Source organism: Pseudoalteromonas xiamenensis (genome assembly GCF_017638925.1).
Taxonomy (GTDB): domain Bacteria; phylum Pseudomonadota; class Gammaproteobacteria; order Enterobacterales; family Alteromonadaceae; genus Pseudoalteromonas; species Pseudoalteromonas xiamenensis.
On record NZ_CP072133.1, the window covers coordinates 1,583,339 to 1,597,431 of the forward strand.

The window sequence follows — 14,093 nt, forward strand, 5'->3', positions numbered from 1 at the left end:
ACTAGAGGCCTCCTTTTTGTGCTTAGCACATTCATTTAACCGTACAATCAAGGAACGCCTATGCCGGAAACCTTCGAGCAAGACTACACACTGCAGCAATTAAAACAAGTCACAAAAGCGCTTAACAGTGGGCAGTTTGTTCAGGTTCGACGTATGCTTGCCGAAACGGCACCTTGCGACTCCGCCCTATTACTTGAATCTTCTCCACATAAAGTTCGTACACAACTTTGGCAATTAGTTGACCCTGATATTCAAGGCGACATCCTTGAAGAACTCTCTGAAGACGTGCGTCTTGGCATCATCGCTCAGATGGAGCCTGAGACTCATCGCCGCAGCAACGGAAGACATGGACGACGATGACTTAGGTGAAGTACTTCGAAGCTTACCCGAGCCTGTCTATCAAGATGTATTAGGCGCAATGGATGCGATTGACCGTGAACGTGCAACGCAAGCCCTATCCTATCAGGAGCGTACTGCGGGTGCGTTGATGAACAGCGATACCGTGACTATTCGTCCGGATGTATCGCTTGATGTTGTGTTACGGTATCTAAGGCTGAAAGGAGAGCTACCTGACGGTACAGATGACTTGTATGTTGTCGATAAAGATAATTGCTTCTTAGGCTCATTGCCGCTGAGTGTGCTGCTCACCAATTCGCCGGATAAAATTGTCCGGGATCTCATGGATCTTGAAAAAGAGGCCATTCCTATCTCCATGGATGAAAGCGAAGTTGCACAGTTGTTCGAGCGTCACAATTGGATTTCAGCGCCCGTTGTTGATGACAACAAACATCTCCTAGGTCGTATTACGATTGATGATATCGTCGATGTTATCCGTGAAGATGCAGAGCACAGTTTAATGAGTATGGCGGGTCTTGATGACGAAGAAGATACTTTTGCGCCCGTCATGAAGTCCAGCCAACGCCGTTCGATCTGGCTTGGTATTAACTTGCTAACTGCATTGCTTGCTGCATTTGTTGCAAGCTTTTTTGAAGGTACGTTAGACATTCTCCCAATCCTTGCGGTTCTCAATGGCATCGTACCGAGTATGGGTGGTGTTGCAGGGAGTCAGACATTGACACTGGTCATTCGCGGTATTGCATTAGGACACGTTAACAGCGCCAACCAACGGTTTATTTTAGGTAAAGAACTGGCGATTGGGGCTTTGAATGGTTTGCTTTGGTCTGTACTTATTGCGGGTGTTATCGCCGTTTGGCAATGGGATTTTAAACTTGGCGCCGTAATCGCCTTTGCGATGTTTATGAATTTAGTCGCGGCTGGTATTGCTGGGGCAAGTATTCCGCTTATCCTAAAACGTTTACACATTGACCCCGCTCTTGCTGGTAGCGTGGTCTTAACAACCGTGACCGATATTGTGGGTATTTTCGCCTTCTTAGGTACTGCTACGTGGATTTTGGTAGACTAAACGTCTACCAAATTCGGCGTGTTACTGACCTGCGATTTGCATTTCTGAAATTAAAATCGAACCAGTCTGTACTGAGCCGCGTTTCTCAATGTCATTACCAATCGCGACAATGTTTTTGAACATTTCTTTAAGATTACCCGCAATGGTAATTTCACTCACAGGGAATTGGATTTCGCCATTTTCTACCCAAAAACCCGCAGCACCCCGAGAATAATCGCCAGTTACCGTATTTGCACCGTGGCCCATTAATTCTGTCACTAATAATCCCTTACCCATTGATTTCAACAAGCTGTCTAGCCCGCCTTCCGTTGGATGAACTAACCAGTTGTGAGTACCACCTGCATGCCCAGTCGCCTGCATCCCGAGCTTTTTCGCCGCGTAACTAGCAAGCAGGTAGGTTTGTAGCTCTCCAGCCACTAATACTTCTCTGTCTGAGGTTCTGACGCCTTCGCTATCAAACGGGCTTGAGGCTAATGCTCTAAGCATATGTGGACGTTCAGAAACAGAAACGCATGAGCTAAAAACTTGAGTACCTAAACTATCAAGTAAGAAGCTCGATTTACGGTAAAGCGCGCCACCGCCTATGGCATTCACTAAATGTCCAAACAAGCTATTGGCGATGTCTGCACGGAAAATCACAGGGACTTTCTGGGTCGCAACTTGACGACTGTTAAGCTTCGCAAGCGTTGACTCTGCCGCCTCCACACCAACATCAGCCGCTTGCTTTAGTTCAGAAAACACGCGAGAAATTGTGTATGCAGAATCACGCTGCATCATGTCACCTTCTTTGCCTATCACCATCGTACTTAAAGAATGCCGTGTACGAGGAAAACCGGCCAGAAAGCCGTGCGTATTTCCATAGACGCGAAGCCCTTGATGACTTGAAAAACTCGCCCCGTCAGAGTTCACAATACGTGAATCGAAATCAAGCGCTGCTTTTTCAGCTTGCTGACATAGCGCGATACCTTGCTCAGGCGATATATCTTCTGGATGAAACAAATCTAAATCAGGATAGTCAAACGCCATCAGCGCTTTATCCGCCAGACCGTTACAAGGATCATCAGACGTATATTTCGCTATTTCAACAGCCTTTTTTACCACCGATTTAAGCGCAGAAGGACTTAAATCGGCAGTAGAAGCTGAACCTTTATGGTTGCCTACGTAAACGGATATGCCTAACCCACCATCTTGATTAAATTCGATGGTATCCACTTCGCCCAAACGAGTGCTCACAGACAAACCTGAGGTGCTCGACATTGCGGCTTCTGCCGCAGTTGCGCCCAATGAGGTTGCATAGTCCAACGCTTCGGATACAGCTTGTTTAACTTCTTCAATACGTTGATAAATAGGCGCGTTTCGTGTTTGGTTCATGGCATATTCCATATTTAAACTTTCTCTTTTAATGCTACCACACATCTCTCATTTCGGCCTTAGGAACAACAAATAAGATTTTACCTAGAGTATTTAAAGCCGACATTTCTACAACACAGAAGCAAAGTGGTAATGGGTTTGGTATACTTGCCAATAAGTATTCTATTTGGCAATTTATCATGGCGAGAAAACGTCCCGATCCGTTTGAAGTCGAAGAAGAGATCATCTACGTTTCAAAAAGCGAATTAAAGCGCGATGCACAAGAACTGTTTCAACTGGGTGTTGATATTGTTGGTTTAAGTAAGAAGCAACGAGAGAAGTTACCTTTGTCTCCAGCGCTTGTTGAAGCAATGGCTTTAGCCGACAAACTTCAAGGTAAACATGAAGCTTTACGCCGCCATATGAGTTACATATCAAAAACATTACGTGAAACCGATAATGTTCCTGATATCCAAGCGATGATTGATTTACTTTTAAATAAGAACAATCAAGCAGACGTGTTGATGAACAAAATTGAGCGTATTCGCAACGAATTAATTTCAACTGGCGACGAAAAAGCGAATGAATTGTTAGATAAATATCCCTCGCTCGAACGCCAAAAATTGCGTCAGTTAATTCGCCAAGCGAAAAAAGAAGCGGCAGCGGAAAAACCAGCAAAAGGCTACAAAGAACTGTTTCAGTACATCAAAGAAGTCATTATGCCGTAGGGCAAATGACTGTGAGATATTCTAACTAAAAACCCCGCGAGAGCGGGGTTTTCAGTTAGTCGTTAAGCGGTTCCACCGACCGTGATTTCATCAATTTTCAAACTTGGCTGCCCAACGCCAACGGGAACACTTTGGCCATCTTTGCCGCAAACTCCAACGCCTTTGTCTAATTGCAAATCATTCCCTACCATCGAAATTTTCTGCATAACATCCGGACCATTGCCAATCAGCGTTGCTCCTTTGATTGGACGAGTTACTTTGCCATCTTCAATTAAGTAGGCCTCTGATGCAGAGAAAACAAATTTACCCGATGTAATATCAACCTGACCACCACCAAAATTGCTCGCAAAAATCCCTTTTTTCACTGTAGAAATGATTTCTTCTTGGCTGTGTTGACCTGGCAACATGTAAGTGTTCGTCATACGTGGCATAGGCAGGTGCGCATAGGATTCTCTACGAGCATTGCCCGTCGGGTTAACCCCCATGAGTCGAGCATTGAGCTTGTCTTGCATGTACCCTTTCAGGATGCCATTTTCAATGAGTACGTTGTAACCAGCAGGCGTTCCCTCATCATCGACATTGAGTGATCCTCGGCGATCGACAAGAGTGCCATCATCCACCACGGTGCAAAGTGAAGATGCGACTTTCTCGCCGATTCGCCCACTAAACGCTGAAGCACCTTTGCGGTTAAAGTCCCCTTCTAAACCATGTCCAACCGCTTCATGAAGTAGCACGCCAGGCCACCCTGAACCTAAAACCACTGGCATCGTACCCGCTGGCGCGTCTATGGCTTCTAAATTCACTTCAGCTTGACGTACCGCCTCTTTAACATAGCCAAACCAGCGAGGCTTTCCATCTTGTAGCTCGCGGAAATAGCCATAATCTAATCGCGCTCCGCCACCTGCACTACCTCGTTCTCTGCGACCATTGCGGTTGAGTAGCACAGAACAATTTAACCGCACTAAAGGACGAATATCTGTCGCAAATGTACCATCGCTCGCCGCTATCAGTACTTCTTCATAAACCGCTGACATCGAACTGACGACTTGCTCTGCGTCTGGTGCTAATTCTCGAATTGCCTGTTCGACTTCTCGTAGCAACAGCACTTTTTCATCGTCTGTCATGCTTGTGATCGGCTGTCTTGGTGCAAATTGCTCAGGAGCTGTAACTTGGCTAAATACCTGAATACGTTTCTCTTCGCCAGCTTGGGCAATACTTCTTGCTGCTTCAGCCGCTTTATTAAGCGCTTCCATGTTGATTGCATCTGAGTACGAGAAACCAGTTTTTTCTCCACTGACCGCTCGAACTCCGACTCCGCGCTCAATGTTGTACGTGCCTTCTTTAATTAAACCATCTTCGAGCACCCAAGTTTCGTTGTAGCTCGATTGAAAATAGAGGTCCGCATAATCAACACTATGTTGATGAATGTATGACAATGTTTGTGCAAGTTGCTCGCGAGTGAGCTGACTGTCCGCTAATAAATGCTGTTCTACTTGATTCATACTAACTGCTCTAAAAATCGGTTGTGATTAACCAAGGGCATGGCTTGGCGGATTTCTTGTAACTTATCAAAGTCTAGCTCAGCCTGTATCATTCCGACACCTGAACCGAGTCTCACTGACAACATTTCCCCATGGGGAGACTATCAAAGTGTGCCCATAAGTTTGACGACCATTTTCATGCAAGCCAACTTGCGCGGCAGCAATCACATAACATTGTGTTTCAATTGCTCGAGAACGTAATAATACATGCCAATGAGCCTCGCCCGTCACCGTGGTAAACGCGCTTGGGACTAGGATGATTTCGGCACCTAAAGCACGTAGCTGTTGAAATAAACTCGGAAAGCGCATGTCATAGCAAATACTGAGACCAATTTTCCCAAATGGTGTCTTCAGTACTTGGATATGCTGACCAGGAGCGGTGCCTTTAGATTCATGATAGTTACCTGTACCATCGGCTACTGTTACATCAAACAAATGCAATTTATGGTAGTCGCCGACAATCTGCCCATCATTATTGAGCAAAATAGACGCGGCGTAATAGCGGCCATCTGGCGCTGGAACAGGCATACTACCAATCGCCAACCAAACATTGTGACGCTGACACAGTTTTCCAAATGTCTTTAACCACGTTTCATGTTCAGTCGCGAGCTGTTGGTTCTCGGCAACGTTTCGACAAAAGGCCAAACAAGCTTCTGGCAAACAAATCAGTGCTGGTTCTTGTAAATTCAACGCACTAATTTGCTCATCAATAAAATCAATGTTTTCTTGAGCATTACATGTGGCGTTCATTTGTAACGCAAAAACTAACTTACTCATAATGAAATACCCTGAGTTTGTTCCGACATGTCCATTGCATCTTGTTGTTGCTCGATTGCTGGATCGTTCTGTTCCTCTGGTGGCTGACTCTGTGCGGCTTGTGGTAATTCCACCTCGCGACTTTTCCTATCAATTTCAGTCACATGCGGCTCATCCATTGTCCCCGAAACCTTAAACTTAATTTCAGATATAACTCGAGCAGAGTGTACGACTTTATCTAAAGCGAGCGCAGCCAACCCTGATACCGGATTAACCATCCAAGCAACAATAACGGGTAAACTCGATGTTACTTGAGGCGCAACGGATAAATCATATTCTATCTCTCTCGTGGCTAAATTCGCGTATCCCTTTATGGTAAGGTCCGCTGGAACGCCATCCATTTTTGTATCTTGAGTGTAAGCAATCCCTGACTTTATTTGCATTGAGCCAGTTATTTGATTGTAGAAAAAGCCTTTTGAAAACACATCACGAAAGTCGAGTTTGAGTTTTCTGACTAGTGAATCAAGGCTGAGCAATGAGAATACTCGCGCACCTCCATCACTGACTTCGGTAAGATGCCCCTCGCCAAGACGCCATTTCACTTCTCCACCTAAACTATTAAGGTCGACGTGATACGGTGCTCCTTGCCAATTCAATGCAAAGTTAACGTCCGCCGTAGAGTCTTTTACCGTAGTGGTAATATCAAACTCATCGAACAATGACCCCACATCCTTACTCTCAAGTTTCCCTTTAAACTCAGATACGCCTTGGCTCCACTTTGCTTCACCACGCAAAACATGTTCTTTCTTATCAACAACCAATTCAGGGATCATCAAATTTTTTCCATCGCCAAATAACGATAGGCTGACTTTATCGAGTTGATACCCTTTTATTTTACAATCTAGACATTGTGCTTCTACGGCGGGAATGTGCGTCAACCACTCTAAATTCTCAACCGTATCTTGTTGTTCTGTCGTATTTTCTTTTGGTAGTAAACGTAAATAATCAATCAACACGCCGATTGGTCTTGAAGAGCCACTCGGCGGCAATGTGGCTTTTGCGCGCAACTCTTTTGCCGTTATTGTTGCGCCATAACCATCTGGGTCGGGCTTGAGAACAAACTGCGCTTCACTAAAGGGCAGCGGCCCAATATCCAACTGATTAAAATCGCCATTAACTCGAGTAAGTGACGGTAGAATTCCCTGCTCACTTGGTTTTGAACTAACGTCAATCAATCGTTTTAAAAATGGGAACCATGGTTCTAACTGTAATGATGGCTGATTCACCGAAACAACTAGACCTTCATCTGACAACCCTTGATTCTTGTTACCCACCACAATATTGGCATTACTGATTTTGCCTGTCGCATTGTCTAAAATGCCATTGAAATACAGTTGATTATTCAATTGAGCCGTAATTAAATTTGAGATGTCGTCGCCTTGTATCGACACAGAAAGTGCCTGTGTTTGATCGCTACGTTTGGTGTAAGGCTCAGGTAATGAAATGGCCATTCCTTTTAGGTCTGACGTTGCTTTCGCGGTGTAATGAAACCCTGTCGGTGAAAAGTTCAGTGTTATGTCAGTCTTGATCTCTGTCTCACCGGTAACAAACTTTTGGGTAAGTCCACTCGTTACTTGGTCCAGCTCTTCGTGGTTAGCTGACAACCCACTTTGAATTGCAACCACGTAGTCTTGTTGCTTGGTTTGAGCATCTAATGAAACTACAATGGGCATCGTTCGCCACAACCCACTCAATTCAGAAATTGATAAGTTTTCGTCACTAAAGTCGAGGCGTCCAGAAACATTGGTTAAAGACATGCCCGGCTGAGTTATCTCTAAGGTATTACTGAGAAAATCCACATTACCCACCGCATTCACATGACTAGAGCGCAAGTCGACAGTTAGCAATACATCGCCACTTACGTTACCTTGTGGCTTAATCACTTCAAATACGGGATCTAAATGTTTTGCTAATGGCGTTTGCGAAAAAAAACGAGGCAGCGTTGATGACTCTGTGGTGGTTTTTATGTCTACATACAAGTGATCGGCATGCATTAAATCATTGATGTATACAGTGACTGGTTGATGAATCGTTTGATTGAGTAATTGCCCATCTTTCGCCAAAATCGTCATCTTCTCATCGGTAAAATCTAGCTCAACCTGAGCGTTCGTAATCGCAGGCCAATCTGGCGCAAACGCAAATTCAACCTGATTGAGTTCAGATTTAACTTCAAACTGCCCACTATTATCCGAGAAAGGAAAATCACTTAAATTGCCATTGAGTAATATCTGAGAGCGCTGATGTTGACCTGACTTGATAGCACCTTTTAAGTAAGCGATAAGATTTGCATCCATGACAGGAATGGGAAAATACTGAGAGGCATTTTTTCCATCGCCCCCAGTCAGTTCGGCATAGAGTGAAAATAACTGCTCGCCAAATAGGTCCATTCGCCATTCAGCCGCCAAATTCAGTTCATTATTTGCAAACCAAATATCATCACTTTGCAATGACCACCCTTCGCTACTTTGCCTTGCTTCAATAACGGCATGTAATTGCTCGTAAGCCATCGCTTTACTAAACACATTACCAGTCAATAGATGGTTGTTCTCACCGTTTACCGCCAGTCGAATACGCTCAGGCACAGCAAAAATCTCAGCGGATAACGCTTGCGCGCCAGGCACACCATCCCTATTTTGCCAACCTAATTCCTCAACCGAACCATAAGCTTGCCAATTTGTTTTGTCCTGCCACTCAATTTTCGCGGCAGAAACCATTCCTTGCGGTTGAAAGGCTAAGGTATTTTTGATTGATTCTTGATTTGAGAAGTCTAATAACTCACTGACTAGTGATAGGCTGAGTGACTTAAGCCAAATGTCTAATTTCCCTTGCTTTTGACTTGCTTGCCATTCAATCGCAGGATAATCGCGGCCTCCATGACTAAAATGCCAAGCCGATGCTGCGACATCCCACCCTTGATTCTGGTCAAAGAAAACTTGCGCTTCACCCGCATCTAAACTCAATTCCTGAGCAATATTATCTTGCTGCCAGTGAATATAACTCGGCTGCCATTGCATCAAAGCGGTGGAAAAACGACCCGAATTCACCGATAACCAAGCCGTCGCGTTAAGGTCGGTACTAACCTGCTGCTTATTTTTATCTAGCCAAGGCCCTAACCACGTTGCCGCATCAACACCTTGTGCTGAAAAGTAGATATCACCAGCCACGTCACCAAAGGTGCGGCCATGTAGTGCTAAGTTAGCTGTAAACTCACCTTCCGAAATTCCCGGAATTGCAATTTTACCATAGCCTCGATGTTGTTCAGGCTGGTTTTGCCAAAGCAAACTATCGACCAATAACGTCCGTTTTTTCCCATCTGGTAGTTTGATTTGGAGCTGGCTGTCTTTGACTTCAAAATGGCCTGTCTCACCCAAGAAAAGGCTTTCAAGAAGGGATTGTTGTTCAAATTCCCCATTGCCAGAATTGAATCGGCTCGCATCTATGTTGGCCGAAAGGCCGGATAAAACAAAGTAATTGGATTTAAGTTGCCAAGTCTTAACCGACTCGACAAGGTTAATATGTAAACTGGTGTTTTCAATATCAAGTGCAATTGGCGAAGTCTGGTTATCAGCAAAGGACAAACCCTCCAAGACCAATGCAGGGCCATTGCCCTGCCAACTTGCAGAAATAGAACCAATAGCAATATCGACCCCGAACTCATCAAACAACAACGTTTCGATGTCTTGCTTATAGTCATTAGCGTACGGCAAAGAGTATTTGAGAGCAGAAACAACCACCGCAAGCAGCACAAGCGTAACAGCGAATAGCTGCCACACTTTGCGCAGTAAATAAAACGATATGGTTCTAAACTTCATGCTCTCAAAATCACTTACATCATAACGACATCAAATTGTTCTTGGCTGTATAAGCTCTCGGTTTGAACAACCACTTGCTTACTTATAAAGAGCCTCGAGCTCTGCGAGATTATGGTATTCATCGTTCAACAAGGCTTCGCTCACCGCTGGAGAGGCATACACCATGAACTTATCCGCATCGTACGCACGATTCACACGCATGATCTCTCTTAATATTTCGTAGCAAACTGTCTTCACCGTTTTCAAAGACCCACGTCCGGAACACACCGGACACGTATCACACAAAATATGTTCGAGGCTCTCACGAGTACGCTTACGCGTCATTTCAACCAATCCAAGCGCAGACAGGCCAGTAATGTTCGCTTTTGCTCTATCCTTTGACAACGCAACATCTAAAGAGTGCAATACACGACGTTTGTGTTCTTCCGAAATCATATCGATAAAATCAATAATGATGATACCACCTAGATTTCTTAACCTAAGCTGACGTGCAATCGCCGATGTAGCTTCTACGTTGGTATTAAAGATGGTTTCTTCTAAATTTCGATGACCAACAAATGCCCCCGTATTGACATCTACCGTCGTCATCGCTTCTGTTTGATCGATGATTAGATAGCCGCCTGATTTCAATTCCACTTTGCGGTGGAGTGCTTTCTGAATTTCATTTTCAACATCAAACAAATCGAAGATTGGTCGTTCACCCGGATAATATTCCAACGCATTTGCCAGTTGCGGTACGAATTCTTCTGTAAATTGCGTCAGCTCTTGATACGTCAATTTAGAATCAACACGGATCCGCTCCATATCTTCACCGACGTAATCCCGAAGGGTTCTAAACGCGAGAGTAAGGTCTTTATGTAAAATCGTTGCTTTACTTGTTTTTCTGCGTTTTGCGACGATTTTAGTCCATACTTTTTTCAAAAACTCAGCATCGTGTTGGAGTTCTGCTTCGGTCGCACCTTCTGCCGCTGTGCGCACAATGAAGCCACCTTGTTCGTCATTGTAGGCCTGAACGATTTCTTTGAGTCGACCTCGTTCCTCTTCAGTTTCGATACGTTGACTTACACCGACATGCGTCGCGTCTGGCATAAATACAAGATAGCGAGACGGGATAGTAATGTCCGTAGTTAATCGAGTCCCTTTGGTACCGAGTGGATCTTTCACCACCTGTACCATAATGAACTGGCCTTGCTTTACGAGCTCTCGAATGTCCTGCACTTTTTTTACAGGTTGTTCATCCACGCCTTCTTCGAAAGACGCACTGTTCACAATATCTGATGCATGAAGAAATGCGGCTTTCTCAAGCCCAATATCGACAAATGCGGCTTGCATACCTGGTAACACACGGCTTACTTTGCCTAGATAAATATTGCCGACAATACCCAGATTTCCCTGACGCTCAACTTGAACCTCTTGTAACACCCCATTCTCGATTAAAGCGACTCGGCACTCACTGGGTGTGACGTTTATCAGTAGTTCACTACTCATTTCGCCTCCGCTAAAAAACGTGTTAACAGCCTATCCGTTTCATATAAAGGTAAGCCCATCACCGCAAAATAGCTACCTTCGAGATTGGTGACAAATCGGCCGCCAAACCCCTGAATTCCATATCCACCGGCTTTATCCGCAGGCTCACCTGTTTGCCAGTAAGACTCAACCTCGGCTTCGGTCAATGCTTTGAACGTGACTTGAGTCACTACAACGTCACTGATAGTTGAATGCTTAGTCGCAAATGCAATACCAGTTAATACTTCATGGGTGCGGCCAGATAGCAGCGTCATCATACGTTGAAAGTCTTCATAACTCTCAGGTTTCCCAAGAATTTGTCCGTCCACAACAACAGAGGTGTCGCTACCAAGTACAGGGTAACTCGTGTAACCAAGCGCAACACCTGATTCGGCCTTCAAACGAGCTAAACGTTCAACGTATTCGCGAGGGGATTCAGAATCAAGTAAACTTTCATCGGCATCTACGGAGAATTGTTCAAATTGATAGCCAAGTTGCTCCACAAGCTCTCGACGACGAGGTGAAGCTGACGCTAAATAGATTTTTCGAGCCATTAACGGATCCTAAAATGACGACGGTATTTTCTTAATAACAAAAAGACCCAAGGCCAACAAAGCATACCCACCCCTGCAGGCCACAAATATTGCGGATTAAAAAAGATATCCATTAAAAAATGATTGAGCCAGAATTGCAGTAAATGATAAAGCGTTAAGAACAACCCAATAAGCACCGCTTGCTGCCAAATTGAAAAGTTGCGAATTTTCTGATAATTGCTAGCGGTAATATATATACAAACCGAATACGTCAATGAATTCACACCAAGTGTTGAACCCATGGCTAAATCCATAATCAAACCGGTGATCCAGGCCCATCCTAGATTGACACGATGCGGCACAGCGAGTGACCAATACATCAGCACCAGCAGCACCCAATCGGGACGAAACGGTTCAAAGGATAGCGGCAATGGCATCAGCGCCATAACTAAAGCTGCAAACACGGACACGGAAATTAAAAAATGAGCCGACTTCATGGCTGCCCCTCTCGTTGTTTCCACAAGAGCACCAACAGGCGAATACGATCTAACTGAGCAACAGGCTCAGCATAGACCTGTGCAAACGGACGTCCTTCATCACGGTTAATTTCCGTCACCACGGCAACGGGGTATCCTTCAGGGAAGGTGCCACCGAGTCCTGATGTGACCAGTACGTCACCAATGCGGATATCAAGGCTATGAGGTACATGAGACAAACGCATTTTATCAAGCTTACCGATACCTTCTACCACCGTTCGGACATCATTACGTAAGATACGAACCGGCGTCGCGTGGGTAGTGTCCGTCATTAAGATCACTCGGGAAGTCGTTGTGCCTACTTTTAAGAGCTGACCCACTATGCCCATTTCGTCGATCACAGGCTGACCTTCGAAAGCACCATCTACAGTACCACGGTTGATCACGACTTGATGACTATAAGGATTAGAGTGAACAGATAGCACTTGCGCAATTAAGCGTCGATTAGCTTCTCGTGCCGATGAACCTAGCAGCGCCCGCAATTCTTTATTTTCTTTGAGTAAGAACGCCAACTGCTGCAATTGCTCGCCTTGCATCAGCTGTTTTTCCTTCAGCTGTTCGTTTTCAAGACGTAATTGTTCTTTCGTTTGTAGATTTTGCACACTTAAGTTAAGAAGCTCATAAGGCACATTAGCAAGGTATAACAAGGGACTAACTAGCGTATTCAACCCTGTTCGGACCATTGAGCCACCTACGGTGTAACGGTCACCAACAATGAGTGCAATACTAAGCACAACTGCGACAGACAGTCGCAGTTGTAAAGAGATTGTTCGGCCAAATAATAGATTCATCAGTCGTAGCTAAATACGTCGCCACCGTGCATATCTATCATTTCTAGCGCTTTACCGCCACCTCTTGCAACGCAAGTCAGTGGATCATCAGCGATAACGACCGGAATACCCGTTTCTTCCATTAGCAGTCGGTCAAGATCTTTCAACAACGCACCACCGCCCGTGAGTACCATACCGTGTGCGGAAATATCTGACGCAAGTTCCGGTGGAGATTGCTCAAGCGCCACGCGAACCGCACTCACAATCCCCATTAATGGCTCTTGCAATGCATCTAAGATCTCATGCGAATTAAGAATGAATGAACGAGGTACACCTTCAGCTAAATTGCGACCACGTACTTCAATCTCGATTGGTGTCTCACTTTTCCAAGCAGAACCGATTTCATGTTTGATGTGTTCAGCGGTTGCTTCACCAATCAAACTACCGAAATTACGACGCACGTAGTTGATAATCGCTTCGTCAAACTTATCACCGCCAATACGAACTGAAGAGGAATACACAATACCGTTCAGGGAAATAATTGCCACTTCCGTGGTACCACCACCAATATCAACAACCATAGAGCCTGTTGCTTCTGACACTGGTAAACCTGCGCCAATCGCGGCTGCCATTGGTTCTTCGATTAGGTAAACTTCTCTTGCACCCGCACCCATAGCTGATTCACGGATAGCACGTTTTTCTACTTGCGTTGCACCACATGGTACACAAATGAGTACTCGTGGACTTGGACGCATAAAGTTATTGTTATGCACTTGTTTGATGAAGTGCTGCAACATTTTTTCAGTGACGTAAAAGTCAGCTATGACACCGTCTTTCATCGGACGGATCGCTTTGATATTGCCTGGTGTACGACCCAGCATTTGTTTCGCGACGGTACCTACCGCAGCTACCGATTTCGGGCCACCCGCACGTTCTTGACGGATTGCAACTACGGAAGGCTCATTGAGTACAATGCCTTCTTCTTTTACATAAATAAGTGTGTTTGCCGTACCAAGGTCAATCGACAAATCGTTCGAAAATAATCCGCGTAATTTTTTAAACATGAGGCTGAACAACC

General features: G+C 44.9%; 8 protein-coding genes and 3 pseudogenes. 2 read left to right on the forward strand and 9 right to left on the reverse strand.

Annotation, left to right across the window (positions count from 1 at the left end; translation table 11 throughout):
* Positions 1-60: 60 nt before the first annotated feature.
* Positions 61-1,423: pseudogene (mgtE, locus tag J5O05_RS07695) on the forward strand (magnesium transporter).
* A gap of 21 nt (positions 1,424-1,444) precedes the next feature.
* Here the strand turns inward: mgtE and pmbA are convergent.
* A complete protein-coding gene (gene pmbA / locus J5O05_RS07700) occupies positions 1,445-2,794 on the reverse strand; it encodes a metalloprotease PmbA (RefSeq protein WP_208844283.1) in 1,350 nt (449 codons plus the stop codon).
* A 179-nt stretch (positions 2,795-2,973) separates the two neighbouring features.
* Here pmbA and yjgA point away from each other — a divergent pair, with 179 nt between their 5' ends.
* Positions 2,974-3,501, forward strand: coding sequence for a ribosome biogenesis factor YjgA (gene yjgA, locus J5O05_RS07705; RefSeq protein ID WP_208844284.1), 528 nt, complete (start codon positions 2,974-2,976; stop codon positions 3,499-3,501).
* A gap of 62 nt (positions 3,502-3,563) precedes the next feature.
* Here yjgA and tldD read toward each other — a convergent pair whose 3' ends face one another.
* The 8 genes and pseudogenes from tldD to J5O05_RS07745 all read right to left on the reverse strand — a co-directional run bounded on the left by tldD (position 3,564) and on the right by J5O05_RS07745 (position 14,079).
* A complete protein-coding gene (gene tldD / locus J5O05_RS07710; RefSeq protein ID WP_208844285.1) occupies positions 3,564-5,003 on the reverse strand; it encodes a metalloprotease TldD in 1,440 nt (479 codons plus the stop codon).
* Positions 5,000-5,819, reverse strand: a pseudogene (locus J5O05_RS07715) (carbon-nitrogen hydrolase family protein). The gene tldD and the pseudogene J5O05_RS07715 overlap by 4 nt, the downstream one beginning before the upstream one ends.
* Positions 5,816-9,670, reverse strand: coding sequence for a YhdP family protein (locus J5O05_RS07720; RefSeq protein WP_208844286.1), 3,855 nt, complete (start codon positions 9,668-9,670; stop codon positions 5,816-5,818). Before J5O05_RS07720 ends, J5O05_RS07715 begins: the two are co-directional and overlap by 4 nt.
* A gap of 14 nt (positions 9,671-9,684) precedes the next feature.
* Positions 9,685-11,158: pseudogene (rng, locus tag J5O05_RS07725) on the reverse strand (ribonuclease G).
* Complete coding sequence (locus J5O05_RS07730) at positions 11,155-11,730, reverse strand: Maf family protein (protein WP_208844287.1); 576 nt, start codon at positions 11,728-11,730, stop codon at positions 11,155-11,157. Before J5O05_RS07730 ends, rng begins: the two are co-directional and overlap by 4 nt.
* Complete coding sequence (mreD, locus tag J5O05_RS07735) at positions 11,730-12,206, reverse strand: rod shape-determining protein MreD (RefSeq protein ID WP_208844288.1); 477 nt, start codon at positions 12,204-12,206, stop codon at positions 11,730-11,732. The genes J5O05_RS07730 and mreD overlap by 1 nt, the downstream gene beginning before the upstream one ends.
* The gene (gene mreC / locus J5O05_RS07740) at positions 12,203-13,036 is read right to left on the reverse strand and encodes a rod shape-determining protein MreC (protein ID WP_208844289.1); all 834 of its coding nucleotides are present in this window, start codon (positions 13,034-13,036) and stop codon (positions 12,203-12,205) included. The genes mreD and mreC overlap by 4 nt, the downstream gene beginning before the upstream one ends.
* Positions 13,036-14,079 (reverse strand): rod shape-determining protein, encoded by a 1,044-nt coding sequence (locus tag J5O05_RS07745; protein WP_208844290.1) that lies wholly within the window; start codon positions 14,077-14,079, stop codon positions 13,036-13,038. The genes mreC and J5O05_RS07745 overlap by 1 nt, the downstream gene beginning before the upstream one ends.
* Positions 14,080-14,093 lie beyond the last annotated feature (14 nt).